The sequence below is a fragment of the Pseudomonas sp. Pseusp11 genome, from assembly GCF_047304405.1.
Lineage (GTDB): Bacteria > Pseudomonadota > Gammaproteobacteria > Pseudomonadales > Pseudomonadaceae > Aquipseudomonas.
This window is the reverse complement of the sequence record NZ_JBGLZF010000012.1, coordinates 31649-56565: the sequence shown is the minus strand read 5'-3', so window position 1 is coordinate 56565 and position 24917 is coordinate 31649. Positions and strand designations below refer to the sequence as shown.

Annotated in this window: 27 protein-coding genes; 13 read left to right on the top strand and 14 right to left on the bottom strand. The window is 60.5% G+C overall.

Annotation, left to right across the window (positions count from 1 at the left end; genetic code table 11):
- Positions 1-14: 14 nt before the first annotated feature.
- The 4 genes from ACCC96_RS12170 to ACCC96_RS12155 all read left to right on the top strand — a co-directional run bounded on the left by ACCC96_RS12170 (position 15) and on the right by ACCC96_RS12155 (position 4118).
- Positions 15-458, top strand: coding sequence for a membrane protein (locus ACCC96_RS12170; protein WP_019649098.1), 444 nt, complete (start codon positions 15-17; stop codon positions 456-458).
- Between the two features lie 119 nt (positions 459-577).
- Positions 578-1963, top strand: a complete 1386-nt coding sequence (locus tag ACCC96_RS12165; protein ID WP_413695933.1) for a coproporphyrinogen III oxidase — start codon at positions 578-580, stop codon at positions 1961-1963.
- Positions 1947-3335: an oxygen-independent coproporphyrinogen III oxidase gene (hemN, locus tag ACCC96_RS12160; protein WP_413695932.1), complete on the top strand. Its 1389-nt coding sequence runs from the start codon at positions 1947-1949 to the stop codon at positions 3333-3335. Before ACCC96_RS12165 ends, hemN begins: the two co-directional genes overlap by 17 nt.
- A gap of 39 nt (positions 3336-3374) precedes the next feature.
- A complete protein-coding gene (locus tag ACCC96_RS12155) occupies positions 3375-4118 on the top strand; it encodes an SDR family NAD(P)-dependent oxidoreductase (RefSeq protein WP_413695931.1) in 744 nt (247 codons plus the stop codon).
- A gap of 189 nt (positions 4119-4307) precedes the next feature.
- Here the strand turns inward: ACCC96_RS12155 and ACCC96_RS12150 are convergent, their stop codons facing one another.
- The 11 genes from ACCC96_RS12150 to ACCC96_RS12100 all read right to left on the bottom strand — a co-directional run bounded on the left by ACCC96_RS12150 (position 4308) and on the right by ACCC96_RS12100 (position 13357).
- Complete coding sequence (locus tag ACCC96_RS12150; RefSeq protein WP_413695930.1) at positions 4308-5801, bottom strand: cytochrome D1 domain-containing protein; 1494 nt, start codon at positions 5799-5801, stop codon at positions 4308-4310.
- Positions 5798-6634: a uroporphyrinogen-III C-methyltransferase gene (gene cobA, locus ACCC96_RS12145; RefSeq protein ID WP_413695929.1), complete on the bottom strand. Its 837-nt coding sequence runs from the start codon at positions 6632-6634 to the stop codon at positions 5798-5800. Before cobA ends, ACCC96_RS12150 begins: the two co-directional genes overlap by 4 nt.
- A gap of 70 nt (positions 6635-6704) precedes the next feature.
- A complete protein-coding gene (gene nirJ / locus ACCC96_RS12140; RefSeq protein ID WP_413695928.1) occupies positions 6705-7883 on the bottom strand; it encodes a heme d1 biosynthesis radical SAM protein NirJ in 1179 nt (392 codons plus the stop codon).
- A gap of 40 nt (positions 7884-7923) precedes the next feature.
- Entirely contained in the window at positions 7924-8427 is a 504-nt protein-coding gene (locus tag ACCC96_RS12135; RefSeq protein WP_204125110.1) for a nitrite reductase, read from the bottom strand.
- Positions 8402-8845, bottom strand: a complete 444-nt coding sequence (locus ACCC96_RS12130; protein WP_258673670.1) for an Lrp/AsnC family transcriptional regulator — start codon at positions 8843-8845, stop codon at positions 8402-8404. The genes ACCC96_RS12135 and ACCC96_RS12130 overlap by 26 nt, the downstream gene beginning before the upstream one ends.
- Positions 8838-9353 (bottom strand): AsnC family protein, encoded by a 516-nt coding sequence (locus ACCC96_RS12125; protein ID WP_413695927.1) that lies wholly within the window; start codon positions 9351-9353, stop codon positions 8838-8840. Before ACCC96_RS12125 ends, ACCC96_RS12130 begins: the two co-directional genes overlap by 8 nt.
- Positions 9350-9808: an Lrp/AsnC family transcriptional regulator gene (locus ACCC96_RS12120; RefSeq protein WP_413695926.1), complete on the bottom strand. Its 459-nt coding sequence runs from the start codon at positions 9806-9808 to the stop codon at positions 9350-9352. Before ACCC96_RS12120 ends, ACCC96_RS12125 begins: the two co-directional genes overlap by 4 nt.
- Before the next feature lies 1 nt (position 9809).
- Positions 9810-10988, bottom strand: coding sequence for a cytochrome D1 domain-containing protein (locus ACCC96_RS12115; RefSeq protein ID WP_413695925.1), 1179 nt, complete (start codon positions 10986-10988; stop codon positions 9810-9812).
- Positions 10985-11311 carry a c-type cytochrome gene (locus ACCC96_RS12110; RefSeq protein WP_258673675.1) on the bottom strand — a complete coding sequence of 109 codons (327 nt, stop codon included), beginning with the start codon at positions 11309-11311 and terminating at the stop codon, positions 10985-10987. Before ACCC96_RS12110 ends, ACCC96_RS12115 begins: the two co-directional genes overlap by 4 nt.
- Before the next feature lie 15 nt (positions 11312-11326).
- Entirely contained in the window at positions 11327-11641 is a 315-nt protein-coding gene (locus ACCC96_RS12105; protein WP_413695924.1) for a c-type cytochrome, read from the bottom strand.
- A gap of 24 nt (positions 11642-11665) precedes the next feature.
- Positions 11666-13357 carry a cytochrome D1 domain-containing protein gene (locus ACCC96_RS12100; RefSeq protein ID WP_413695923.1) on the bottom strand — a complete coding sequence of 564 codons (1692 nt, stop codon included), beginning with the start codon at positions 13355-13357 and terminating at the stop codon, positions 11666-11668.
- 208 nt (positions 13358-13565) lie between these two features.
- Here ACCC96_RS12100 and ACCC96_RS12095 point away from each other — a divergent pair, with 208 nt between their 5' ends.
- The 6 genes from ACCC96_RS12095 (at position 13566) to ACCC96_RS12070 (ending at position 19247) form a co-directional block, all read left to right on the top strand.
- Complete coding sequence (locus ACCC96_RS12095) at positions 13566-14348, top strand: CbbQ/NirQ/NorQ/GpvN family protein (RefSeq protein ID WP_413696006.1); 783 nt, start codon at positions 13566-13568, stop codon at positions 14346-14348.
- The gene (locus tag ACCC96_RS12090) at positions 14332-14919 is read left to right on the top strand and encodes a cytochrome c oxidase subunit 3 family protein (protein WP_413695922.1); all 588 of its coding nucleotides are present in this window, start codon (positions 14332-14334) and stop codon (positions 14917-14919) included. Before ACCC96_RS12095 ends, ACCC96_RS12090 begins: the two co-directional genes overlap by 17 nt.
- 11 nt (positions 14920-14930) lie before the next feature.
- Complete coding sequence (locus tag ACCC96_RS12085; RefSeq protein WP_413695921.1) at positions 14931-15188, top strand: cytochrome C oxidase subunit IV family protein; 258 nt, start codon at positions 14931-14933, stop codon at positions 15186-15188.
- Between the two features lie 276 nt (positions 15189-15464).
- A complete protein-coding gene (locus ACCC96_RS12080; RefSeq protein WP_019649082.1) occupies positions 15465-15905 on the top strand; it encodes a c-type cytochrome in 441 nt (146 codons plus the stop codon).
- A gap of 3 nt (positions 15906-15908) precedes the next feature.
- Positions 15909-17336 (top strand): cbb3-type cytochrome c oxidase subunit I, encoded by a 1428-nt coding sequence (locus ACCC96_RS12075; RefSeq protein ID WP_413695920.1) that lies wholly within the window; start codon positions 15909-15911, stop codon positions 17334-17336.
- Positions 17337-17405: 69 nt separating this feature from the next.
- Complete coding sequence (locus ACCC96_RS12070; protein WP_413695919.1) at positions 17406-19247, top strand: nitric oxide reductase activation protein NorD; 1842 nt, start codon at positions 17406-17408, stop codon at positions 19245-19247.
- A gap of 23 nt (positions 19248-19270) precedes the next feature.
- Here ACCC96_RS12070 and ACCC96_RS12065 read toward each other — a convergent pair whose 3' ends face one another.
- Both ACCC96_RS12065 and ACCC96_RS12060 read right to left on the bottom strand, forming a co-directional pair.
- Positions 19271-19471, bottom strand: a complete 201-nt coding sequence (locus tag ACCC96_RS12065; protein ID WP_413695918.1) for a protein DnrP — start codon at positions 19469-19471, stop codon at positions 19271-19273.
- Complete coding sequence (locus ACCC96_RS12060; protein ID WP_258673691.1) at positions 19468-20151, bottom strand: Crp/Fnr family transcriptional regulator; 684 nt, start codon at positions 20149-20151, stop codon at positions 19468-19470. The genes ACCC96_RS12065 and ACCC96_RS12060 overlap by 4 nt, the downstream gene beginning before the upstream one ends.
- 587 nt (positions 20152-20738) lie before the next feature.
- Here ACCC96_RS12060 and ACCC96_RS12055 point away from each other — a divergent pair.
- Both ACCC96_RS12055 and ACCC96_RS12050 read left to right on the top strand, forming a co-directional pair.
- Positions 20739-21929, top strand: coding sequence for an NnrS family protein (locus tag ACCC96_RS12055; RefSeq protein ID WP_413695917.1), 1191 nt, complete (start codon positions 20739-20741; stop codon positions 21927-21929).
- A gap of 28 nt (positions 21930-21957) precedes the next feature.
- Positions 21958-22395, top strand: coding sequence for a hypothetical protein (locus ACCC96_RS12050; protein WP_413695916.1), 438 nt, complete (start codon positions 21958-21960; stop codon positions 22393-22395).
- Between the two features lie 71 nt (positions 22396-22466).
- On the opposite strand, the gene ytfE is transcribed toward ACCC96_RS12050, so the two are convergent.
- A complete protein-coding gene (gene ytfE, locus ACCC96_RS12045) occupies positions 22467-23141 on the bottom strand; it encodes an iron-sulfur cluster repair protein YtfE (protein ID WP_413695915.1) in 675 nt (224 codons plus the stop codon).
- Between the two features lie 154 nt (positions 23142-23295).
- Here ytfE and norR point away from each other — a divergent pair, with 154 nt between their 5' ends.
- On the top strand, positions 23296-24825 hold the full coding sequence (gene norR, locus ACCC96_RS12040) for a nitric oxide reductase transcriptional regulator NorR (RefSeq protein ID WP_258674173.1): 1530 nt from the start codon (positions 23296-23298) through the stop codon (positions 24823-24825).
- Positions 24826-24917: the final 92 nt, after the last annotated feature.

The window sequence follows — 24917 nt, the reverse complement described above, 5'->3', positions numbered from 1 at the left end:
AGAGCGAGAATCCCATGCTCTATCCGCTGTTTCTGACGTTGCATCTGTTCGCCGCGCTGATTTTTATCGGCACGGTGTTCTTCGAAGTCCTGTTCCTTGAAAGTATCCGCAAACAGCTGCCCGTCAAGGTCATGTTGCTGCTCGAGCAGGGTATCGGTCGGCGCGCACGCACCTTGATTCCATGGGTCTTGCTGGTGTTGTTCGGTGCCGGGTTGGGGATGGTCTGGCTGCGCTATCTACCGGTCCTTGCCACACCAATGGCCTCATCGTTTGGCACGTTGCTGATGTTGAAAATCGTGGCGGCTGTCAGCGTACTGCTGCATTTCCTGGTCGCCATGTTTTTATTCAGAAGTGGCCGGATGAGTGCTCGATACCTGCATTTCATCCATGGCAGCCTGTTCTTCCACATGGTTGTCATTGTGCTGTTGGCCAAGTGGATGTTTTACCTGGCGTGGTGACTGGGCATGCCTGGTGTCTGTTGCGTGACAAGCACTTTGCTCGCGCTTGATGCAAATCAAGGAGCATGGGTCGCCAGACTCCGACACTGGCGGTCCGCAGCCAGTCTCGGAGACCCGTTATGCTCAATTCATTTCACAGCCCCGGTGAGCTGAACGTCCGGCGCGATCAAGGCGTACTCGACCCCAACTGCCATGTCGACACAGAAAAATTTCATGGCGGCATTGGCTCACTGGATTTGCTTCGTGCATTGCGCGGCAGCCGTCAGAAGTGCCGTCCGCTGTCGCTGAACGTGCAACTGCCTTCTAACCTTAAGCCTGCCTTGTGCTCCCCTCGCGAAATTTCATGCGAGCACAGTGGTGTCGAACACTATCTTCAGCGTCTGCAACATGAGATCGACCTCGTCGGTTGTCATCTGGGAGCCGGGCAGCGGGTCGAGCAGTTCCATCTGGGGGGCGGAACACCCGCCATCGCCCACCTGAGACGGCTGATGAATCACCTGCGTGGCCGATTCAACTTCCTTGGACATGAGTGCGGTGACTACAGCATAGAAGTGGACCTTCACCATACGGATTGGTCGACCATGGGCATGCTGCGTGACCTTGCGTTCAACCATGTCAGCATCGGCGTTCCGGACATCGGTGCCGACCGTGCGATGTCGGTGGCCTGCTACCAGAATCCGGCACCGATCCATTCGCTTATCGATGCCGCTCGTACCTTCGGCTATCGATCCATCAATGTCGATCTGGGTTATGGCCATACCTGGCAGACGCCAGAAAGTTTTGCGCTGAAACTGACAACCATCATCGAACTGGAGCCGGACCGGCTGCTGGTGTTTGACTATGCCCAGCCACCCCAACGCTATCGGCCAAAGACTGCAGACACAGTCGGGGCGTTTTGCAGCGAGGAAGATAAAGGCGCCATGCGCCGGATCTGTTTTGAACAGTTGATCGGCGCCGGTTATCACTACATTGGCCTGGGGCAGTTTGTCCGGCCCGATGACGATTTGGCGATTGCTCAGGAGCGCGGCCGATTACGTCGCAATTGTGAGGGATTTACCCGTCATGGGCATTGCGACCATATCGGGTTTGGCTTGGGCGCTATCAGTCAGATCGACGGTTTGTATGCGCAAAACACCGACGAACTCGAACGCTACCGGCAGCAACTGGACATGGACCAATTGCCGACGAGTCGTGGCTGGCGCTGTGAGGAAGGGAATCAGGTCAGGCACATGGTCATGGAGCGCCTGGCGTGTGATCTGGAGCTGGATATCCAGGCAATCGAGACGCGTCATGGAGTCATTTTTCGCCAGTACTTTTTCACTGCCTGGCCTGTGCTGGAGCAATTGAGCCGTGACGGGTTGATTGAACTGTCTGACCGTTTCATTAGTATTTTTCCGGCCGGTCGGCCGCACGTGGATGCCATCTGCAACCTGTTTGAAAAGGATTCGGACGGTGCGGGGCATGAACCCCATTACGAATGGATTGACCATGACAACTTCATTTGATTTCAATCGCGCCCTGGTCGAAAAGTATGACCTCCCGGGGCCGCGCTATACCTCTTACCCGACCGCGCCGCAGTTTCATCAGGCGTTCGCCGTCGATGACTATCAGCGTGCGGCCTCGGACAGCAACCAGGCGACAACGCCAAAATCGCTGTCGGTGTACATCCACATCCCGTTCTGCAAGAGCCTTTGTTACTACTGCGCCTGCAACAAAATCATTACCCAGAAAACCCACCGCGCCGTCGAGTACCTGACGTACCTCAAGCGCGAAATCGTGATGCAGGCTGCCTTGTTCGACCGCACCCGCAAACTCACACAACTGCACCTGGGAGGTGGCACGCCGACCTATTTGACCGGCGAGCAACTGGCTGACCTTATGGACTGCCTGCACCAGGCATTCGACATGGACGACAGCGATGACCATGAGTTTTCCATCGAGGTCGACCCTCGCACCATCAGTACGGAGCAGATCCAGTTGTTGCGTCAGTTGGGGTTCAATCGTTTGAGCTTTGGCGTGCAGGACTTCGATCCCGATGTGCAGGCTGCGGTCAATCGGCAGCAAAGTGAAGAGCAAATTTATGCGCTGGTCGCTGCGGCACGCCAGGCGCGATTCAAATCGATCAGTGTCGATCTGATTTACGGCCTGCCATTGCAAACCGTGGAGAGTTTCGATGTCACCCTCGGCAAAATCATCGCGCTGCGTCCGGACCGGATTGCCGCCTACAGCTACGCCCATCTGCCGGAACTGGTGCGCGCACAACGGCTGATTCGTTTGGCTGACATGCCGCCACCGGAGCGCAAACTGGAGTTGCTTGAACTGACTGTCCGTCGTCTGACTGAGGCCGGTTATATCTATATCGGCATGGACCATTTTGCCTTGCCGGACGATGAGTTGGCGCTGGCCCGGGCCAATGGCACGTTGCAACGCAATTTCCAGGGTTATTCCACCCATGCCGACTGCGATTTGATCGGCCTCGGGGTGTCTTCCATCGGCAAGGTCGGCGACAGCTACAGCCAGAGCGTCAAGGAGCTATCGCAGTACTACGCCCGCATTGATCAAGGCTTGTTGCCTGTGCATCGGGGTTACCGGTTGAGCGCCGATGATCGGCTGCGCCGTGAAGTGATCAGCGATCTGATGTGCCACGGCCGGATCGACTTCGACAAGTTTGAAGCGCGTCATGACATCTGCTTTACCGATTATTTTGCCGATGCGCTGATGCAACTCGACGAGCATGTTCGCGATGGATTACTGCAGATTCACAAAGACGCGTTGGTGTTGTTGCCCCACGGGCATTTGATGATGCGCAGCGCGGCGATGGCGTTTGATGCCTATTTGGGCGCTGATCAAAAAGGCCGGTTTTCACGTACCGTTTGAAGTCCCCAGTGCTGGCGTCCGCGATGCCAGGAGGAAATGATGAAAACCGAGTTTCAGGATCGTTTGGCGGTGGTCACGGGTGCCAGTTCCGGGATAGGCCTGGCCCTGTGTGCGGCGCTGTTGCCGCGCGGGGTCAAGGTGCTGGCGATGTCACGGAAAATCGGTGAATTACCGGCATTGCAGCAGATCTATGGCGAGCGCCTGCAGTGGTGTGCCGGTGACGTGACTTGTCAGGATGACCTGCAGACGTTGGCCCAACGTGCGTCGGCACTGGGCCCGGTGGATTATCTGGTGCCCAACGCGGGTATCGCCGAAATGGCCGATAGCCTCGACATGCCGGCCTTCCAGCGTCAGTGGGCGGTCAACGGCGCCGGGGCGTTGAATACCCTGGCGGCGTTGCGCGGGGAACTGGCGAATCCTGCTTCGGTGGTGTTTGTCGGCAGCTTCCTGACCGGCTCGAGCTTTCCCGGTCTGGCCGCCTGCATTGCCAGCAAGGCCGCGCTGGCGGCGCAGGCGCGCACATTGGCGGTGGAATTCGCGCGTTATGACGTGCGCATCAATCTGGTCTCCCCGGGGCCGACCGCGACCTCGATGTGGGACAACCTGGGGTTGAGCGACGGGGAACTCGACGACGTTGCCGACACCCTCGGCAAACGTCTGCTGCCCGGTCATTTCCTCGATGCGTCTGCGGTGGCCAACGTGATTGTCTTTCAGCTGTCTCAAGGCGCCAGGGGCGTCTACGGTCAGGACTGGAAAGTCGATAACGGTTATACCTTGGGGTGAAGAGGTGAACACAAACCCTGTGGCGAGGGGGCTTGCCCCCGTTGGGCTGCGAAGCAGCCCCTCTTTTAACTCTCCACCACAATGTTTCAGTTACACCGCCGTCTGCTGTTTTGCGACTGCTTCGCAGTCGAACGGGGGCAAGCCCCCTCGCCACAGGGTTGAGTTGTCCCCGCATTAGGGGCACAAAACCTAGTGCGACGTACCCTCGGCAAACTCGATCTTGTTGCCCACGTTGTACTTGCCCGACGGCTTGTTCATCGGCAGGCGCTTGATCTCTTTGAGGGTGTTGCTGTCGTAGACGATCAGCGCACCGTCGGTGGCCCAGATACTCAGCAGCAGGTAGCGACCATCGCGGGTGAATTCGACGTGGGCGGCGGTCTTTCCGGGCATCGGGCGCAGGGTGTGGGCGATTTCCAGGGTCTGTTTGTCGATAAGGTGGATCGCATCGTTGTCGGGGCCGAAGAACACGTCGGTCCAGGCATACCGCGAGTTGACGTGGCTGCGCATGAAGAAACCCGGCCCCAGGGTCGGTATTTCCTTGAGCAGTTTCCAGGTCTTGAAGTCGATGACCGAGATCAGACCCTTGCTGATGTTCGGCGTGGCGAACACCCACTCACCGTTACGTTTCCAGTAGGTCCCGGACCCCAGGTGCGGCATGCCCGGCAGTGGAATGTCGGTGACCACCTTGCCACTGTCGAGGTCGATCACCTGACCGCCCTTGGCTTTGCGCGATGTGGCCAGCAGTTGTTTGTAGTCTGGTGAAAAGGAAAAGTCGTCCAGCACATCCTCGGCGTGGATCCGGCGCGGTTCGAAGTCCGGCGTGCCTGCGCTCGGCAGCTCCCAGACTTCCTTCACGTCCTTGAGCGCCACGATGAAGCTGTCCCGTGGCGGCGCGGTATAAACCGCGCTGACCCGTGACGCGGTGCCGTCCTGGCCGATCGCCGGAATGGTTTTGACCAGTGACAGATCACGGGCATCGAGCACCACCAGGTTGCCAGGCAGGTAGTTGCCCACCAGCACCCATCGGCCATCCTTGCTCACCGCGAGGTTGCGGGTGTTGAGCCCGGCGCGGACCTCGGCGATCAGTTTCAGGTTATGCAAGTCATACAGGCTGATCCAGCCATCGCGAGAAGCCACGTAGACGAAGCGTCCGTCCGGCGAAAACTTCGGCCCGCCATGCACTGCAAAGTGCGAAGCGAACCGAGCCAGCACTTCAAAGCGGTCGCCGTCGAGGATGTCGATGTGATGATCACCGGCTTCCACCACCACAAACAGGTTCAATGGATCGGCGCGATGCTGGGGCGTGTCGGGCAGTTTGTTGATATCGGCGAGAATAGAATGACTGCCGCGAATGTCATCGTTGCTCCAGGTGGGTGGGGTGGCGGGTGGTTGCTGGAGGTAGTCCACCAGCGCGTTGATCTGCGTGGCGTTGAACACGTTGGCATACCCGCTCATCTGACTCGCGGGACGACCATCCTGGATCACGCTGCGGATTTCGTCGGGTTTGATCCGGCTCAGGCTTTCCGGCAGCAAGGCCGGCCCCGTACCGCCGAGACGGTTGGCGCCATGGCAGCTCTGGCAATGCTGTTGGTAGAGGTTGGCGGCCGCGTCAGAGGGCGGAATCGCTGCACCGGCATGAGCCGCACCGATCCATAACAATGGGCCAAGCACCATGCGCCTCATATCGCCACCTTGCGCTGGCGTTGCAGCGCAGCGGGGTAAAAGCGCGCCGGGAATTCCTGTTGTTGGGCAGCGAACAGATCGACCACTTTGCCGATCACCGCAAGCGTCGGAATGCCAGGTGGGCATTCCCGCGCCAGGGTCGGCAATTGGTGCAGCCTGCCTCGTGCAACATGCTGGTCGGGACGCGTGCCATTGCTGATCAGCGCCGCCGGTGTCTCGACGGGCATTCCGGCTTCGATCAAGCGCTGGGCGATAATCCCGAGATTTGATAACCCCATGTAAAACACCAGGGTCTGACTGCTGTCGACGAGGCTGCTCCAGGGTAATTGCAACTCACCATCGTGTTGCAGGTGCCCGGTGATGAATCGACAAGAGTTGACCAGATCCCGATGGGTCAGCGGAATGCCGGCGTAAGCGCTACACCCGGAGGCGGCAGTAATGCCGGGGACTACCTGGCAGTCAATATTGCGTTGCAGCAGATACTCCAGCTCCTCGGCGCCACGGCCGAAGATGAACGGGTCGCCACCCTTGAGCCGGACCACACGCTGCCCCAGATCGGCGAGGTCGGCGAGTAGTTCGTTGATCTGATCCTGAGGCAGGCTGTGGCAGCCGCTGGCCTTGCCGACGTAATGCCGGGCGCAGGTGAGGGGGATCAATGCCAGCAGCTCGGGGCTGATCAGGCGGTCGTAAACCACGGCGTCGGCTTGCATCAACAGGCTCCAGGCGCGCAGGGTCAGCAAGCGTGGATCGCCGGGGCCAGCGCCGACCAGGGCGACTTCGCCCGGTCTGAACGGGGACTCAAGTGCCGCCGGTAAAATAATCGATGGATGCATGGGACGTCCTTGGTACTTCATCAGGTGGGCCGGCCCCATCCTTTGTCAGATGGCTCGCCAGGCGGGTGCTTCAGTGCATGACGCAAGGGATGGTCGTTAATGGCGGTATGCCGATTTCTTCATCGCTGAGGTGGCAACCGGGGTCCTGGCCCCAGAGATCACCTTCGGCCCAGGCGCGGGTGCGGGTATTGCCGTTGCAGATGCTCAGCCAGCGGCAATGACCACAGCGGCCACCGACGGCCCGAGGATGCGCGCGCAGCTGCTGCAACAAGGCGTCCGGGCGGTCCAGCCACAGCGTGCGAAACGGCGTGTGCCGGACATTACCCACCGAGTGCTGCCACCAATAGGTGTCGGGGTGCACTTCGCCAGTGTTGTCGATGTTGGCGATGCTGCTGCCCGAGGCGTTGCCGCCCCAGGCGCGGAGCATATGTTCCAGGCGCCGGTAATGTTCGGGTAGATGCAGGCCCACCCATTGCAGCAAGAGAACCGCGTCGGCATCGTTGTTGCCGCTGACAAAATCGCTGTCGCGACCGTGCTGGATGTCTTCCCAGGCCCGTTCGAAGATCAGCGTCATCGCCTCGCGGCTCATCTGCTGCCGGGCGTCGAGCTGGCGGCTGCGTTTGCCGCGGCCGCTGTAGTTGAGGTGCGACAGATAAAACTTCTGCACGTCGTATTCGCGCATCAGCGCCAGTAATTGCGGCAGCTGCGCATGATTTTCCTGGGTCAGGGTGGTGCGCAGGCCGACCCGAATGCCCTGTTCGCGACAGAGCCGGATCGCCCGCATGGAACTGGCGAAGCTGCCCTTCAATTGGCGGAAGGCGTCATGGGTGGCTTCCAGGCCATCGATGCTGATCCCGACATAGTCGAAATTCGCTGAGCGGATCTGCGCGATGTTCTGCTCATCGATCAACGTGCCGTTGGTGGACAACGCCACGAAGAAACCCTTGGCGCGGGCGTAGGCGCTGAGCACAAACAGATCGTCACGCAGCAGGGGTTCACCGCCGGAAAGAATCAATACCTTCACGCCGGCATCGTGCAGATCGTCGATCACGGTCAGTGCGGCGGGCGTATCCAGTTCGTCGCGAAAGACGCTGTCGGCGGACGTGGCGTAGCAGTGCTTGCAGGTCAGGTTGCAGCGCCTGAGCAGGTTCCAGATCACCACCGGCGGCTGGTTGCTGCCCGGTGGGCTGGTTCTGGGGGCGGGCACTTGGCCGGTCAGGGCACGCAGGTATTGGCTGATCCTCAACATGCAACTCTCCTTATGCAACTCTCCTTGAACCAGCGCGTGTTCAGCGTGGCACTGGCGGTAGCCGTAATCCGGTTTTTTTCAGGATGCGACTGCTCACCAGCATCTCGTCGGCGACACAGGCGTCGCCCAGCAAGTAGCGCAGGTGTTCGCGGTAGCTGTCGATTTCCTCGCGGCTGCGACCGTGCACCATGGCGAACAGGTTGTAGCGCCACGCGGTTCGTCGCGGACGTCGATAACAGTGGCTGACAAAAGGCTGTGCGCCGATCAGCGCGCCGAGGCGCGGCATGTCGGTGTCGCGCACATCCCAAACGGTCATGCCGTTGTAGCGATAGCCCAGGCGATAGTGGTTGGGGACAGCGGCGATGCGCCGGATCGCGCCCTCGGCCTGCAAGCGCTTGAGCAGATCCAGGGTGGATTCGATGCTCAGGTCCAGCTGTTCGGCGAGCCAGGCCCACGGGTCATCCAGCAGCGGCAAGCCGGCCTGGGTCAGTTCAATCAGGCGGTGTGCCAGGGTGTCTTCAGACCGGGAAGTACAGACCGACATGGTAAGTCTCCTCTTTAGGCACGTTGAGCAGCGGCAAACCGGTCAGGGTTTCGATGTATTGCAAGGTTTCGGTGACGTCTTGTTCGGTCGCGCAGGCGAGCACGAACCACATGTTCCAGGCGTGTTCGCGTCGATAGTTGTGCGCCACTTCTGGCAGGGCGTGCAGTTGCTCGGCGACCTCTTCGAACCGTTCTTCCGGCACGGCCAGCGCCGCGAGGGTGAAGGCGCCACCGAGGCGTTCGATGTCGAACATCGGACCGAAGCGCGTGAGTATTCCTTCACAGAGCAGTTCGTGGAGGCGGTGGAGCAATTCAGGGCTGCTGCTGTCCAGTTCGCTGGCCAGCGCCTGCCAGGGGTTACGCACCAGTGGCAGGCCCAGTTGCAAGCGGTTGATCAACCGACGGTCAAGATCATCCATGGGGCTCGGTTCCCGTTGAGGAGGCGGCAAAGCGTGCGCCGCATTGTTTGAAGGCATGGGTGCTGAACAGCACTTGATGGGGCAGGTCACTCAGCAAGTGTTCTTCCAGCAACGCCTGGATCTGCGCCTCGACCTGCGCGCGTTGGCGTCCGTGAACCATGCAGAACAGGTTGTAGCGCCACTGCGGCAGGCGCCGTGGCCGTTGATAGCAGAGGGTGATACCAGCTGCTCGCCCCAGGCGCTGGCCGACTTCGTCGATCAGCGCGTCCGGAACATCCAGCACCAGCATGGCGTTGGCGGTAAAACCCAGCGCGCGATGGTTGAGCACCAGGCCGACGCGGCGAAACAGTCCTTGTTCGTGCCACTGCTGCATTTGCGCGAGCACCTGGTTTTCATCGGCGTTTATCCGTTCGGCGAGGGCCTGATAAGGGCGTGATACCCGCGGCAATCCGCCTTCCAGATGCCGACATAGCGCCAGTGCCTGTTTGGGGCTCAATCCCGGCTTCATGGGCCTTCTCCCAGGGCAAAACCGAGGTCGATGCGGTAAGCGGTCAACATCGGCAGATCCAGCGGAACGAGGCCGGTTTCGTTCTCAAGTTGTTCGAGAACACGTTCGATGTGTGGGCGATCAGGCCCGGTCAGCACAAACCACAGGTTGTAGAAATGCTCCCGTGCGTAGTTGTGATTGACCTCGGGATACTGGCTGACGCGCTCGGCGACCTGTTGCAGACGTTCGGCGGGCACGGCGAAGGCGGCGAGGGTGCTGGCCCCGGCGCGGCGATGTTCGAACACCGGGCCGATCCGTGAGAGGGTGCCGGCCTGATCCATGGCGTCCAGACAAGCCATCACCTGGGCCTCGCGGCAACCGAGAATCCGGGCCATCTCCTTGTAAGGTTCCGGGCACAACGGCATGCCGTGCTGGAAGCGGTCGATCAGTTGGCGGCTGAGCAGGTCGAGGTTCATTTCAGTAGCCCATTTTCTGCGCGCGACTGCTGAAGAAGATGCCGCTCGGCGCGGTGGCGGGAAGGGTACTCAGCTGCTTCAGGCTGTACGGATCCCAGACCTGAACCTGATCGCCATCGCGTAATGACAGCCACAACTGGTCGCCGCGCGCGGTGAATTCCATGTGCAGCACCGCCGGCCCCGGCCGTAGATCGGCGACCACGGCGTGGGTTTCGGTATCGATGACCTGGACCCGATCGTTGTCCGGGTAGGCGAAATTGACCCACAGTTGCCGACCGTCCGGCCGCGACGTGACGAACACCGGTTGGCCGGCCACCGGGATGACAGCGGTCTGCTGCCACGAGCGGGAATCCATCACCAGCACCTGATGACGGCCGACGGCGGGCACGAAGGCCTGGTTGTCGGCAACGGCCCAACCCTCCAGATGCGGCATCTTGTAGACGGGCAACTTCGCCTGGCCGCGTCCGTAATCACCGAGCACTCGCTGCACCCCGCGCTCGGGGTGCCAGAGGTCGAGTTGCGCCATGCCGTCTTCGCCGAACAGCCCAGCCATGTAATAGCGACCATCGGGGGTAATCAGTGCGTCGTAGGGTTGCTGGCCGATGCCGGTGAAGCGGCTGATCCGTGGCGTGCTGCCCTGACTGAAATCGGCGGTCCAGATCTCGCCGGTATCGAACAGGCTGAACACAAAGCGCTGACCGGGCGCGTCGACCAGGCCCACCACCCGAGAACGTTTGCTGCCATCGGCGAGCGGTGTCGCGGGAATATCGGCCACCTGTTGCAGAGTGACGGCATCGAACACCTTCACGCCGCCGGGCACGTAGTTGGAGACCGCGATCAACTTGCCGTCCTGACTGATGGCGCCGCCGATGCTGTTGCCGCCCTGGATGACGCGATGGTCGATGCGTTGGGTCAGCAGGTCGATTTTGCTCAACCCGCCGTCGCGGCCGAACACATAGGCATAACGCTGGTCGTGGGAAAACACTACCGAGGCATGGGACAGATCGCCGAAGCCTTCGAGTCGGGCCAGTGCCGTGCGGGTGTCGCTTTCGATGATTTGCACGCTGCCGGTGGCGCGCTCCACCACCACGCCCAGATCGCCGGAGCCCCGCAACGGAGGCTGAACACACGCGGACAACAGCAGCCCGGTCGCCGCTAAAAGCAGGGTTGAACGGATCATGGTGCGGGATATCCCTGGAGAAGAAGATCGACCAGCCAACGGATGTCGTCCGGGCTGAGCAACGGGGCCCAACCGGGCATCGCGGTGCCGGGGCGACCTTGGGTGACGGTGGCAATCAGGCTGTCGCGGGACTTGCCTGCCAGCGTTGCGCGCGTCAGGTCCGGACCCAGCCCGCCGGTCATGTGCAGTCCATGGCAGGCGCCGCAATCCTGGGCCAGCAGGTGCTCGAGTTGGGCCTGACGCTTGGCGTCCGGCGCCGCAACCGAGGTCGCGCAAAAAAGGAGGAGGGCCGCCAGAACCACTGTGTGTCGATGAACCATCATGGCGCCCTCCGTTGGCTATTTGAGACTCAGGACCCAAGTTGCAAGTGTCTTCGCTTCGTCATCCGTCACCGGGTTGGCCGGCATTGGTATCGGCCCCCAGTTGCCTTGCGTACCGTTCTTGATGTGGTTGGCCAGGGTGTCCACGGCCTCGGGCACGCCAGCGTTCTTGACCGCGACATCCTTGAGCGCCGGGCCAACAAGCTTGGTGTCGATGGAATGGCAGGCGGCGCAGGGTTTGCTCTTGAACAGTTCCGGCGCGTCTTGGGCCATAACCGGCTGCACGCTCAGCGCAGCGGTCAGGGCGAACAGTGAAAGCAGAGTATTTTTCATGGTCGTTCCTTGCATTGATGGAGCTCAATAAATGTCGTGTTGGGTGTTGTAGACATTGAATTTCCCGGTGGGGGTGATCAGTCGTTTGTCCTTGATCACCGATTTGAGCTTCAGCGTTTTGTCGTCGATCACCACCAGCGCCGATTCGTCCGACTGGCCGCTCCATACGGAGAACCAAACCTCATCGCCAGCCTTGTTGTATTCCGGCTGCACGACCCGCATGGCGCCTTGCTTGATGCCGGCGTACTCGGCGATGGGCAGCACGGTGTAGCCGGCGTCGAGTTTGTCGAGGTTGAACACCGCCACCGACTGGCTCAACTTGGCGTCCGGGTTGAGGGTGGTGTCGACATACAGGTGGCGCGAGTTGGGGTGGGTTTTGATGAACAGCGATCCACCGCCCTGACCCTTGAGCGAGGCGACCTGTTTCCAGGCGTATTGCGGGTGTTTGACCGGGTCGGTACCGATCAGCGAGATACCGTCGTCTCCCAGGTGGCTGGTGGCCCAGACCGGCCCGTAGACAGGATGATCAAAGTTGGCGCCACGACCCGGGTGAGGGGTTTTGCCGACGTCCACCAGGGCCGCCAACTTGCGATCCTTGGAGTCGATCACGGCGACTTTGTTGGAGTTGTTGGCGGCGGTCATGAAGTAGCGATGGGTGCTGTCCCAACCGCCGTCATGCAGGAAAGGCGCGGCGTCGATGTAGGTGATGGTGAGGTTTTTGATGTCCTGGTAGTTGACCAGCATGACCTTGCCGGTTTCCTTGACGTTGACGATGAACTCCGGCCATTCATGGGAGGCGATGATCGCCGCGACCCGGGGTTCCGGGTGATATTCCTGCTTGTCGACAGTCATGCCGCGGGTCGAGACGATCTGTTTGGGCTCCAGGGTTTCGCCATCCATGATGGTGAATTGTGGTGGCCAATAGGAGCCGGCGACGGTGTATTTGTCCTCGTAGCCCTTGAACTTGGAGGTCTCCACCGAGCGCGCCTCGATGCCCACTTTGACTTCGGCGACCTTGGTCGGCTCCACCGGCCACAGGTCGATCATGTCGATCCGGGCGTCTCGACCAATCACCAGCAGGTAGCGACCGGAGGCAGAAATGCGCGAGATGTGCACCGCGTAACCGGTCTCGATCAGCTTGACGATTTTCTTGCTGTCACCGTCGATCAGGGCAATCTTGCCGTCATCGCGCAACGTCACCGAAAACAGGTTCGGCAGATTGAGTTTGCTCAGTTGCTTCTTCGGACGATCCTCGGGCTTGACCAGTACTTTCCAGGTTTTCAGCGTCTCGGCCATGCCCCATTCCGGTGGCGTGGGCGGTGTGTGCTGAATGAACTTGGCCATGGCCGTGATCTGATCCTTGGTCAGCGCATTCGATGTTCCCCAGTTCGGCATGCCCGCTGGTGATCCGAAGGTAATCAACGCCTCCAGATACGGTTGGCCGCGAGACTGGGTGATGTCCGGCGTCAGTGGTTTACCCGTGGCGCCTTTGCGCAGCACGCCGTGGCAGCCGGCGCAGCGCTGGAAGTAGATTTCCTTGGACGCGTCGAACTCGGCCTGACTCATGTCGGGCGCTCCGGCGGTTTTGACCATCAGCGGGCTGGCCGCAGCAGTGGCGGGTTCCTCGGCTCTGGCTGCGTGAGTCACCGCAAGGGCCAGCGCCGACCACAATGTGGCGACAGTCAGAGCAAACGTTTTTCTATTGCTGATCAGCATTCCATTTCTCCTCAGGCAAGACCTTTGCGATGTGCTGGAACGGCAGCGCAGAACGCAGGTTCTTAGTGCCGTGCAAGGCTATGCCCGAGCAGGCCAATGCTTGCTTGACCGCGATCAAGTTTGCCGGCCATGTCGCTTGCCAGGTTGTCGCAGGCGCCCGTAGCGTGTGGCTTGAATCCGCTTTTGGAACAGACAGCCCATGGACCGAATCCAGTCTTGCGAACCCTTCTATCAACCGCTCAATAATGAGGAGGCGCTGTTCGAGCAAGCCTGGCGACACGGCATGCCGGTGCTGATCAAAGGCCCGACGGGGTGCGGCAAGACCCGTTTCGTCCAGCACATGGCCCATCGGCTGAAGCTTCCGCTGTACACCGTGGCTTGCCATGACGATCTGAGTGCCGCCGACCTGATCGGTCGTCATTTGATCGGTGCCCAAGGCACCTGGTGGCAGGACGGGCCACTGACCCGCGCGGTGCGTGAAGGCGGCATCTGTTATCTGGACGAAGTGGTCGAGGCGCGGCAGGACACAGTGGTCGTACTGCACCCACTGGCTGATGATCGTCGCGAGTTGTTCCTGGAACGCACCGGCGAAGTGCTGAAGGCACCGCCGTCATTCATGCTGGTGGTGTCGTATAACCCCGGCTACCAGAACCTGCTCAAAGGCATGAAACCCAGCACCCGACAACGGTTCGTGGCGATGCGTTTCGGCTATCCGCCGGTGGCCGATGAAGAGCGTATTGTCAGCCGGGAAGCGCAGGTGGACAGCGCGTTGGCGGCGCAAGTGGTCAGGTTGGGGCAGGCCCTGCGAAGGCTGGATCAACATGATCTTGAGGAAGTTGCCTCGACACGGCTGCTGATTTTTACCGCGCGAATGATCCGCTCCGGCATGAGCCCGCGTGAAGCGTGCATGGCCTGCCTGGCCGAGCCGCTGAGCGATGATCCGCTGACGGTTGCGGCGCTGATGGGCGTGGTTGATGTCCACTTCGGCTGAGTCCAGGGGCGTTGCGCGTGGCCACCTGCCGGGCGATCTGGCGATGTGGTTCTTCATTTTGGCCGAGTTGTCGGTGTTCGCCATCCTGATTCTGGCGTTCGCCGTGACCCAGGCACTCAAACCGCAGTTGTTCGGTGAAAGCCGTCAATTGCTCAACACCTCTACCGGCCTGGCGATGACCCTGAGCCTGCTCACCGCCGGGCTGTTCGCCGCGCTGGCTCAGGAGCAAGTCAGGCGTTCCCGGTCCCGCCACGGCGCCGTGCTTCTGCTGGCCGCGTTGCTTGCCGGCAGCGTCTATGTGGTGTTGAAACTTACCGAATACCGGCACTTGCTGGCCTCGGGGCTGGGCATGGAGCACAACACGTTTTTCACCCTCTACTGGATCCTCACCGGTTTTCATTTTCTCCATGTATTGCTCGGCATGGTCATTCTCGGATGGCTGGCCGAGCGCTGCCGTCGAGGCCTGTACAACGCGGCCAACCGCAGCGGGCTTGAATCGGGCGTGCTGTATTGGCACATGGTCGATCTGATCTGGGTCGTGCTGTTTCCGCTGGTGTACGTGCTGAATTGACGGAGGTTCTGATGTCGGCTTCCAGGTTGTTGCTCGTCTGCTGGGCAGCGTTGGCCACATTAAGCGTGTGCACCGTTGTGTTGTCACAAGTCGGCGCGACGTGGCTGTTGTCCATTGCCATTTTGCTGGTGGCGGTCGGCAAGGCCTGGCTGATCACCGATGGCTTCATGGAGATGCGCCATGCGCCGCGATTGTGGCGCCGGTTGATGGTGAGCTGGGCGCTGGTGTTGGCGGCCATTGTGGGGCTGACGCTGGTGTTGTTCCGCTAGCCACCTGTGGCGAGGGAGCTTGCTCCCGTTGGGGCGCGCAGCGGCCCTAAAACCAGTCACCGCGAATATTCAGATAGAAAGCAGACACAGGTTTTACGGCTGCTTCGCAACCGAGCGGGACGGTGCGGCGATCCGACAAGCTCCCTCGCCACAGTTGGTGCCTGGCGTCCTGGTGCTTATATCCGACCAAAACCATCTGCCTTTCTTGATCGCCATCAAGCAGGTTTTACCCCCTCGCTTTCTATCATGGGCACGCCAAGCAAAGAGGAAGCGACCATGTCAGAGACCTTCACCAAAGGCATGGCCAGGAATATCTACTTCGGGGGAAGCGTCTTTTTCTTCCTGATATTCCTGGCCTTGACCTATCACACGGAACAGACCTTTCCAGTGCGCAGCAACGAAGCGCAGTTAACCGAATCAGTGATTCGCGGCAAGACGGTCTGGGAACAAAACAACTGCGTCGGCTGCCACACGCTGCTGGGCGAGGGGGCCTATTTCGCCCCTGAGCTGGGCAACGTATTCCAGCGGCGCGGCGGGGAGGAGGGTTTTAAACCTTTTATGCATGCCTGGATGAAAATGCAGCCGCTGGGCGTACCGGGCCGACGAGCGATGCCGCAGTTCAAGTTGAGCGAGCAAGAGGTGGATGACATCGCCGAGTTTCTCAAATGGAGCTCGAACATCAACACCAATGGCTGGCCGCCAAACAAGGAGGGCTAAGAGATGAGCATCGCTAATCCGCATCTGAAATTCGCCTCGCAAGCCGTGGCCAAACCGTACTTCGTGTTTGCCCTGATGCTGTTTCTCGGTCAGGTGCTGTTCGGTTTGATCATGGGGGTGCAATACGTGATCGGAGACTTTCTGTTCCCGATCATTCCCTTCAACGTGGCGCGGATGGTGCACACCAATCTGCTGATCGTCTGGCTGCTGTTCGGCTTCATGGGCGCTGCCTATTACCTGATTCCAGAAGAGGCCGACCGCGAACTGCACAGTCCGAAGCTGGCGATCATTCTGTTTTGGGTATTCGCCGCTGCTGGTGTGCTGACGATTCTTGGCTATCTGCTGGTGCCTTATGCAGGCCTGGCCAAACTGACGCATAACGAGCTGCTGCCGACCATGGGCCGGGAGTTCCTGGAGCAGCCGACCATCACCAAGATGGGCATTGTGGTGGTGTGCCTGGGCTTTCTCTACAACATCGGCATGACCCTGCTCAAAGGTCGCAAGACCACGGTCAGCATGGTGATGATGACCGGGTTGATCGGTCTTGCGGTGTTCTTCCTGTTCTCCTTCTACAACCCCGGTAACCTGGCCCGCGACAAGTTCTACTGGTGGTGGGTGGTGCATCTTTGGGTGGAAGGCGTGTGGGAACTGATCATGGGCTCGATGCTCGCCTTCGTGCTGATCAAGATCACCGGTGTCGACCGGGAAGTCGTGGAGAAATGGCTGTACGTGATCATCGCCATGGCGCTGATTACCGGGATCATCGGCACCGGTCACCACTTCTTCTGGATCGGTGCGCCCGAGGTCTGGTTGTGGGTCGGCTCGATCTTCTCGGCACTTGAGCCGCTGCCGTTCCTGGCCATGGTGATCTTTGCCTTCAGCATGGTGAGGAACCGTCGTCGGCAACACCCGAACCGCGCCGCCACGCTTTGGGCCAAGGGCACCACGGTCACGGCGTTCTTCGGTGCGGGTGTCTGGGGCTTTCTGCATACCTTGGCGCCGGTCAACTTCTACACCCATGGTTCGCAACTGACGGCAGCGCACGGTCACCTGGCTTTCTACGGTGCTTACGCGATGATCGTGATGACCTTGATCAGCTACGCCATGCCACGACTGCGCGGGCTGGGTGAAGCGGGTGACGAGCGTTCACAGACCCTCGAAATCTGGGGCTTCTGGTTGATGACCCTGTCGATGGTGATGATCACGCTGTTCCTCACCGCGGCCGGTGTCGTACAGGTTTACCTGCAACGCTGGCAGGCCGATGGGATCGCGTTGCCATTCATGGCCACGGTCGAACATCTGCAAGTGCTGTTCTGGGCGCGTCTGGGCGCCGGTCTCGGCTTCTTCGCCGGGCTGCTCTGTTACTTGTTCAGCTTCAAGCAACGTGGCCGCGCAGCCTTGCGCGCCCCGGCTGCGGTTGTGCCTTCATGAACGGCTAGAAAAGGTCGGCCCGGCTGATACAGCGGGCCGTTTTTTTGGTTTCCAGCAAGGGCAAGCATCATGGCGTTTACCGTCGAACTGGAAGAGTGGGTAGGCAGTGTCTGGCATCGTTTCATCACCCGGCGCGCCAGCCCTGATTTCCCCGAAGCACGGGTTGAACTGGCCAGCCAGCAACGCCCGCTGGCGCTGTTGTTCCGCGCCATGGGCGGTGCCAATGGCGTCGGTGTGGAAGCGGCCAGCGACCGCGATCTGCTGCTGCGACGCAATGTGTTGCAGCAAATCGCCGGCACCTGCAAACAAGTACCGCTGGCGTGGTGTGACGAGCGTAATTTACGGCTGCCATCGAGCCTAGCGGTGTTTCCTGAAGTGGCACTGAATGAGGAACTCTATCGGTGGCTCGCGTTGCTGGCGGCGCAGGCCGGGCAGATGCGCCACTGGGGCCGGGACAATCAACGCTGGACGCAACAGCTGCTGCGACGCTATCCGGCGCTGCGTGTTCGGTACCAACGACTGGTCGATGCCCATCTGCAATTGCGCCCCGATCCGGCCTCGTTGAACGGCAGCGAAGCGGCACTGGAACGGGCGTTATGCCAGGCGTTGCGCGAGCCCGGCAGTGTCGAGCACTTTCCCCGTAGCGAACGGGCCGCGTGGCCGCTGCCGCTGTGGTTGTACCCGCCGCAAAATCTCGCTAGTCCCCAGGCTGCCGATCTGGGCGATGAGTCCGAAGAGTCTTTGACCACGCCACCCGGCGAGCAGAAAGGCGGGCGTAAGCGCGCGACGCGGATCGAGGAAAGCACCCGTGAAGGCGGGCTGCTGGTGGTGCGTCTGGAGAACCTGTTCAGCTGGACCGAGCACGTGGACCTGGATCGCTGGTCGGATGACAGCGAAGACCCGGACGCTGCCCGAGTCGCCGACGACCTGGATGAATTGACGCTGTCGCGCACACGCCTGCGCAAGGGGGGTGGTCTCAAGCTGCATCTGGATTTACCACCGGCCGATGTCGACGATATTCCCCTCGGCGAGGGCATCAAGTTGCCGGAGTGGGACTATCGCAAGCAACAGATGCAGGACAGCTTCGTCAACCTGCAAATGCTGGTGCCCCGAAACTGTGAGGCGCAGCCGCTGCCGCTACGCTTGAAGGCCTCGGCGCACCGCTTGCGGCGTCAGTTCGAGCACCTGCGCAATGATCGTCAATGGTTACGCCAACAACCTCAGGGATCAGAGCTGGACATGCAGGCCTGGCTGGATTTTCACGTTGATCGCGAGCATGGCCAGTGCGCCGAACGCGGTTTGTTCATGGAGCAGCGGCAGACTCGCCGCGACCTGGCGTGCCTGTTGCTGGCCGACGTATCGATGTCCACCGACGCCCATCTGAACGATGAGCATCGTGTTATCGACGTCATCCGCGACAGCCTGCTGCTGTTCGGCGAAACCTTGTCGGTGCTGGGTGATGATTTCGCCCTGTACGGGTTTTCCTCGTTGCGTCGTCAGCAAGTGCGCATGCAGGAACTCAAGTCGTTCATCCAGCGTTATGACGACACCACCCGAGGTCGTATTCAAGGTCTCAAACCGGGGTATTACACACGCATGGGCGCCGCCATTCGCCAGGCCACGCAACTGTTGGGCACGAGCAAGCGGCGCAGCAAACTGTTGTTGCTGCTGACGGATGGCAAACCGAATGATCTGGATCTGTATGAAGGGCGCTACGGTGTTGAAGATACCCGCGAGGCGGTGCTGGAGGCACGGCGTCAGGGGCTGACGCCGTTCTGTATCACGATCGATCGCGAGGCCGGGGATTACCTGCCATACATGTTCGGCGCCAATGGCTACACCTTGATCCGCCAGCCCGAACAACTCCCCCTGCGCTTGCCGCAGTTGTACCGCCAGCTGACTCAGCCTTGAACCCCGGTTTGATCAACGCAGCATCAGCTGATGCTGCGCGGCAGCCAGAAGAACATCACCACGCAAAAGACCGTCAGGCCAACGCAGAACCACATGAATCGGCGCTGCCGACGTTCCCCGGCGTGTTCGGCCAGTGCTGGCAGGGGCATGCCGCATTGGTGGCACTCGGTTTCTTGTGAAGGGTTGGCATGTTGGCAATACAGGCAGACGGGCATGGCACTCACTCGAACTGTTCCAGGCGCAGACGATCAAGAATGGCGATCTGACGGCCGTCCTGGGTGATGATGTTTTCATCGATCAAGCGGCGGATGATTCGCGAAAAGGTTTCTGGCTGGATCGACAGATGCCCCGCAATCAGTTGCTTGGCCATCGGCAGTTCGAATTGGCAGTCAACGGTTTGCTGGCGTACCAGTTGCGTCAGCAGATAACGCACGACCCGGTGGGTGGCGTTTTTCAGCGACAGGGTTTCGATTTCGTTGACCCGTTGATGTAAGCGAACGCAGAGCTTGCCCAGCAGTGCGAAGGTCAGCCGGCTATTACTCTGCAGCAGGCGCATGTAGGTGCTGTTGGATAAACGATAGAGCTGGGTGGGGCAGATCGCTTCGGCCGAGGCCACATAGTTTGGGGTGTCCATCAGCATCATCGCCTCGGCGAAGGTTTGCCGATCGCTGATGACCTCGAACACTTTCTCCTGCCCATCCGGTGTCAGTCGGTAGATCTTCACCGCTCCGGAAATTATGAAATAGAACGCATCGGCCGGCTCACCCTGACGAAACAACGGCTCGCCTTTGTCGATGCTCAGCAATTGGCTGGTACTCATCAATTCGTCCAGCTGTTCTTCGTTCAACGGCTCGAACAAATGATGACTGCGCAGAATCTGGTGATGGACGCGGTGAAGCACCATGAGAATTCATCCTGAAGAGTGAGAAGGGGGGGGCTGGCGATCAAGTCAGACGAGGCCCAGGGAAACGCCGCTGGCCACGGCCAGGATTGAGGTCAACACCACGAACCAGGCCAGTGGCTGGATGACTTTTTTCATGACGACTCCTGGGATCGGTTTGTTTGATTTCCACAAGCTTGAGCAAGACATGGGCCAGGCTTGGAGGCCTTTATTTAGCGGGGTTCTCAGGCGTGAGGGTAAAAAAGACCCTGAGGATTAGGGTGAAAATAACCCTTTAATGGTCATTTGTACCCTGATCCGGAATGCCCTGTGGCGAGGGAGCTTGCTCCCGCTGGAGTGCGAAGCACTCCCAACATCGATCTACGCGGTATGTCTGATAGAACGCATTCGCCGGTTTTACGGCTGCTGCGCACCCGAGCGGGAGCAAGCTCCCTCGCCACAAAGGGCAGCGCTCGGTATCGAGGCACGCCCCTTGCACACTTGATCTGCGACAACGGCGATGGATCGGCAATACCCGATGATTGCCCCTGGACTCACCTCGGCACCTGCAGGTTGGTGTCAGGTCAGCAACAAGGTAGAGGAGTGGTTTTATGCAAGTGCTTGACCGCCGTAAAGCGATGGCAATCACGCCGCTGTTTCGGCTGGCCTTTCGGCCATTTTTCCTCGCCGGTTGCCTTTTGGCAGTGCTGGTCATTCCGCTCTGGCTGGCGGCCTTCAGTGGTTCGATTTCCAACTGGCAGCCGGCGGGCGGTTGGCTGGGCTGGCATCGGCATGAATTGCTGTTCGGGTTCGGCTTGGCGATTATCGCGGGCTTTCTGTTGACGGCGGTGCAGACCTGGACCGGTCGCCCCGGCCTCAGCGGCAAACCGTTGGCCGCGCTGGCGTTGCTGTGGTTATTGGCGCGGGTGGCCTGGCTGGCCAATGCGCCGTGGCCGTTGCTCGCAGTGCTGGAACTGGCGTTCCCGTTGGCGGTGGCGGTACTCATGGGCTTCACCTTGTGGAAAGTGCGGCAGAAACGTAACTACCCGATTGTGGTGGTCTTGATGTTATTGGCCTTGGCTGACGGGTTGTCCCTGTATGGTCTGGTCGAGGGGCATGAAGGCTGGCAGCGCCAAGGCGTGCTGAGCGGCATCTGGCTGGTGGCGGCGATGATGGGGTTGATCGGCGGGCGAGTAATTCCGTTCTTCACCCAGCGCGGCCTTGGTCGGGTGGAAGGCGTTGCCGCCTGGCCCTGGCTGGATCGACTGCTGTTGGTCGGTTCGCCGCTGGTGGCGTTGTTGTATGCCGCAGGACCTGCGCTCGCCCCCAATGTCTGGGTGGGCCTGCTGTTCGCGGTGCTGGCGGCGGGGCATCTGGTGCGTCTGGTGCGCTGGCATGACCGGGCACTCTGGCGCGTGCCGTTGCTGTGGTCGCTGCATCTGGCTTATGGCTGGTTGGCGGTGGCGTGTCTCGGGATGGCGCTGTGGCATTTCGGTGTGCCGGTTAACCCGAGTCTGGCGGTGCATTGCCTGACCATAGGGGCCATGGCTGGCCTGGTGCTGGCGATGATCGCGCGGGTCAGCCTCGGCCACACCGGTCGCCCCCTGGAACCGCCCTCAGGCATGACTCTGGCGTTCATTCTGCTCAACCTGGCGTGTCTGAGCCGGGTGGTGTTGGTCCTGTTCTTGCCGTTGGCCGCATTGTGGCTGGCCGGTCTGTGCTGGGCGCTGGCGTTTGCGCTGTATGCCTGGCGCTACGGGCCGATGCTGCTGCGGGCCCGGGTTGACGGTCATCCGGGATGAGCACGCACACTGACAGAGGCTGGCGCTGATGTATCCGTTTTTCCTGGTCACACACCTGTTGGCGGCAATCGCCTTCATTGGCACGCTGTTTTTTGAGGTGGTCATCTGGCATCGCGCCCGCCAGCCGTTGACGGAGATTGCGCAAGTGACGGCGGATCAGGCGATTGCCCTGCGTTCGCGTAAGGTCCTGCACGGCGTGGTGTTGCTGTTGTATGGCGCCGGCATCGGTTTGGCGTGGCAGTACCGTGGCGCATTGAGTCAGCCGCTGGCCAGCAGTTTTGGTACGTTGCTGAGCCTGAAAATCCTGTTGGCCTTGAGCATCATTGGTCATTACTTGCTGCTGGCCTATTGGCTGACCCACGGGCGCCTGACCGCGACCCGCGCAAGCTGGATTCGTCGCAGCATTCTCGGGCACATGGTGTTGATCGTGATCCTGGCCAAGGCCATGTTCTATTGGCACGGCTGATCGCAATACGTCCCTCATAAACAAAACCCGCGTCATCCGGTTGGATGGCGCGGGTTGGGGGTGGCCGGCAATCAATGGCGGGGGTTCAGGGCATTCATGAACAACACGTTGTTTTCCAGGTGGATGTGTTGCATCAGGTCATCTTTAAACTCCAGCAACCCGCGGTAGAGTGCGCGCCAAGTGTTGCAGGCATCGGCAGGCGGGGTGATGTGATGGGTCAGGGCGAGCATCTTCTCCAGCGCTTCGCCGTGTTGATCATGTTCGAAACGCAGCACCTGGATCGGCGGTGCGGCTTGAGGACCAACGCCTTGTTGCAGCATCGGGAACAGCACTTGTTCTTCCTTGAGCATGTGGCCTTCGAGTTCCTGCTGCATGTCTGTCAGCAGATCGGCCAGGCCGTTGGGGCAACTGCTGCGCGCGCCATGGACCTGCTCGACGCGGCGGGCCAGGCGGATCAGCTCCGGTAGTTGCTCGCGGTGGCGGGCGTGGTAGCGCGCCAGAAGGTGGGCGATCAGCAGTTCCGACGGTTCGTTGCGCCAGTCGTGCTGGGTTTCGCCGGCGTCTTGCAGAATCTGCAGGGCGTCGGCAATGAGGACCGGATCGAGGTTTTTGCCAAGGGCCGCTTCACGCAGGCTTTTATGCCCGCCGCAACAGAAGTCCAGTTTGAAGGTGTGAAAGATCCGGGTGGCACCGGGAATGTCGCAGGCCAGTTGGCCGAGGCTTTGTTCCAATAGGGGCTGGCTCATCAGGGTTCCTTGTTTGGGTTTCAACGGTTCCCCAGGCTCATTGCACTCGGCATGCCATTTTTAACGTGTTGAAAAACATGGATTAATTTTTAGTTGTGGTGATATTCACCCTGATGCTTCAGGGTGAATACAACCATAGAGGGTGATGACTACCATGCTGCGAGAAAGCCTGGCGGCCGACCTGATCGTCGAGTTGCCCAATGCCGTGCGGTTGCAACGACTGGTCCAGACCCTGCGCGAATACTTCAACAGTGGCGCCGTGGGCTTGCTGCGTCTGGATGACGACAGCCTCAGGCCCGTTGCGACGGTGGGGCTGGTGCATGAAGCGTTGGGGCGCCGGTTCGTCATCGCCCAGCATCCTCGGCTGGCGGCGATCATGGCGTCGCGCGAGCCGACCTGGTTCGAGCCCGATAGCCGCCTGCCGGACCCCTACGACGGCTTGCTCGACAACCATGTCGGCGAACCGCTGCCGGTGCATGACTGCATGGGCGTGAGTCTGTATGTCGAGGGGCGGATCTGGGGCGCGATCACCCTCGATGCGCTGCACGCCGGGACCTTTGACAACCGGGCGCGAGAAGAACTCAAGCGCTGCACTTTGCAGATCGAAGCCGCCGTGCGGGTCACCCGCCTGGAGCAGGAAAACCGCAGCTTGCGCCTGTCCCGCAGCGATCCCCAGGACTTGCGCATGCCCGTCGGGGAGGGCGAGATCCTTGGGCAAAGTGAGGTGTTGCATCAGTTGCTCAATGAGCTGGATGTACTGGCCGATTCCGATCTGCCGGTATTACTGCTGGGCGAGACCGGCGTCGGCAAAGAGCTGTTCGCACGGCGCTTGCATCGTCTTTCAAGGCGCCACCACAAACCGCTGATACAGGTTAACTGCGCAGCCTTGCCGGAGTCGCTGGCGGAGAGTGAGTTGTTCGGGCATGTCAAAGGCGCCTTTTCCGGTGCTACGAGTGACCGTGCCGGACGCTTCGACGCCGCCAACGGTGGCACGCTGTTTCTCGATGAAGTCGGGGAGTTGCCCTTGAGTGTGCAAGCGAAATTGCTGCGCACCCTGCAAAACGGCGAGATCCAGCGCCTGGGCGCCGACAAGCCGTTGCACGTCGATGTACGCATCATCGCCGCCACCAACCGGCACCTGCCGGACAGTATCCGCGACGGTTTGTTTCGCGCCGATCTGTATCACCGCCTCTCGGTGTATCCGGTGCCGATTCCGGCCTTGCGCGAGCGTGGTCACGATGTGTTGATGCTGGCCGGGCATTTTCTGGAGCTCAATCGGGCGCGGCTCGGTCTGCGAGGTTTGCGTTTGTCGCCGGCGGCGGAGCGAGCCTTGCTGGCATACACTTGGCCGGGCAATGTGCGCGAACTGGAGCACGTCATCAGTCGGGCGGCGTTGAAGCAGCTCAGTCGCGGGACGAGTCGCACATCGATCATGACGCTGGAACCAGAGGTTCTCGATCTCGACAGCCCGATGGCAGCACCGGGGGCAGAGGTCGAGCCATCCCGGGACATTACGGCTGATCTGCCGTTCCAGCCCTTGGGCGAAGCCGTCGATGATTACCAGCGCAAGAAGATCCTCGAGGCCCTGAGCCTGTCCGGGGACAACTGGGCCAGCGCCGCGCGGATGCTGGAAGTTGACCCCAGCAACCTGCACAAACTGGCGCGGCGCCTGCGTCTGAAGTAGATAAGGGCGCTGCCGCTTCGACGCTCGGCGTTGATGACGGTCAAGGTGGTATCGCGCAGTGCCTCACACACTGCGCAAAACCTTCCGGAGAT

Excerpts from the sequence above, each read along its gene's own strand:
- nirJ (WP_413695928.1), bottom strand. The coding sequence starts at position 7,883 with ATGTTGAGGATCAGCCAATACCTGCGTGCCCTGACCGGCCAAGTGCCC.
- ACCC96_RS12100 (WP_413695923.1), bottom strand. The coding sequence starts at position 13,357 with ATGCTGATCAGCAATAGAAAAACGTTTGCTCTGACTGTCGCCACATTG.
- ACCC96_RS12055 (WP_413695917.1), top strand. The coding sequence starts at position 20,739 with ATGCAAGTGCTTGACCGCCGTAAAGCGATGGCAATCACGCCGCTGTTT.
- ACCC96_RS12090 (WP_413695922.1), top strand. The coding sequence starts at position 14,332 with ATGTCCACTTCGGCTGAGTCCAGGGGCGTTGCGCGTGGCCACCTGCCG.
- cobA (WP_413695929.1), bottom strand. The coding sequence starts at position 6,634 with ATGCATCCATCGATTATTTTACCGGCGGCACTTGAGTCCCCGTTCAGA.
- hemN (WP_413695932.1), top strand. The coding sequence starts at position 1,947 with ATGACAACTTCATTTGATTTCAATCGCGCCCTGGTCGAAAAGTATGAC.
- ACCC96_RS12050 (WP_413695916.1), top strand. The coding sequence starts at position 21,958 with ATGTATCCGTTTTTCCTGGTCACACACCTGTTGGCGGCAATCGCCTTC.
- ACCC96_RS12080 (WP_019649082.1), top strand. The coding sequence starts at position 15,465 with ATGTCAGAGACCTTCACCAAAGGCATGGCCAGGAATATCTACTTCGGG.
- ACCC96_RS12060 (WP_258673691.1), bottom strand. The coding sequence starts at position 20,151 with ATGGTGCTTCACCGCGTCCATCACCAGATTCTGCGCAGTCATCATTTG.
- ACCC96_RS12150 (WP_413695930.1), bottom strand. The coding sequence starts at position 5,801 with ATGAGGCGCATGGTGCTTGGCCCATTGTTATGGATCGGTGCGGCTCAT.
- norR (WP_258674173.1), top strand. The coding sequence starts at position 23,296 with ATGCTGCGAGAAAGCCTGGCGGCCGACCTGATCGTCGAGTTGCCCAAT.
- ACCC96_RS12135 (WP_204125110.1), bottom strand. The coding sequence starts at position 8,427 with ATGTCGGTCTGTACTTCCCGGTCTGAAGACACCCTGGCACACCGCCTG.
- ACCC96_RS12070 (WP_413695919.1), top strand. The coding sequence starts at position 17,406 with ATGGCGTTTACCGTCGAACTGGAAGAGTGGGTAGGCAGTGTCTGGCAT.
- ACCC96_RS12085 (WP_413695921.1), top strand. The coding sequence starts at position 14,931 with ATGTCGGCTTCCAGGTTGTTGCTCGTCTGCTGGGCAGCGTTGGCCACA.
- ACCC96_RS12130 (WP_258673670.1), bottom strand. The coding sequence starts at position 8,845 with ATGGATGATCTTGACCGTCGGTTGATCAACCGCTTGCAACTGGGCCTG.
- ACCC96_RS12075 (WP_413695920.1), top strand. The coding sequence starts at position 15,909 with ATGAGCATCGCTAATCCGCATCTGAAATTCGCCTCGCAAGCCGTGGCC.
- ACCC96_RS12165 (WP_413695933.1), top strand. The coding sequence starts at position 578 with ATGCTCAATTCATTTCACAGCCCCGGTGAGCTGAACGTCCGGCGCGAT.
- ACCC96_RS12120 (WP_413695926.1), bottom strand. The coding sequence starts at position 9,808 with ATGAACCTCGACCTGCTCAGCCGCCAACTGATCGACCGCTTCCAGCAC.
- ytfE (WP_413695915.1), bottom strand. The coding sequence starts at position 23,141 with ATGAGCCAGCCCCTATTGGAACAAAGCCTCGGCCAACTGGCCTGCGAC.
- ACCC96_RS12155 (WP_413695931.1), top strand. The coding sequence starts at position 3,375 with ATGAAAACCGAGTTTCAGGATCGTTTGGCGGTGGTCACGGGTGCCAGT.
- ACCC96_RS12110 (WP_258673675.1), bottom strand. The coding sequence starts at position 11,311 with ATGATGGTTCATCGACACACAGTGGTTCTGGCGGCCCTCCTCCTTTTT.
- ACCC96_RS12170 (WP_019649098.1), top strand. The coding sequence starts at position 15 with ATGCTCTATCCGCTGTTTCTGACGTTGCATCTGTTCGCCGCGCTGATT.
- ACCC96_RS12125 (WP_413695927.1), bottom strand. The coding sequence starts at position 9,353 with ATGAAGCCGGGATTGAGCCCCAAACAGGCACTGGCGCTATGTCGGCAT.
- ACCC96_RS12115 (WP_413695925.1), bottom strand. The coding sequence starts at position 10,988 with ATGATCCGTTCAACCCTGCTTTTAGCGGCGACCGGGCTGCTGTTGTCC.
- ACCC96_RS12105 (WP_413695924.1), bottom strand. The coding sequence starts at position 11,641 with ATGAAAAATACTCTGCTTTCACTGTTCGCCCTGACCGCTGCGCTGAGC.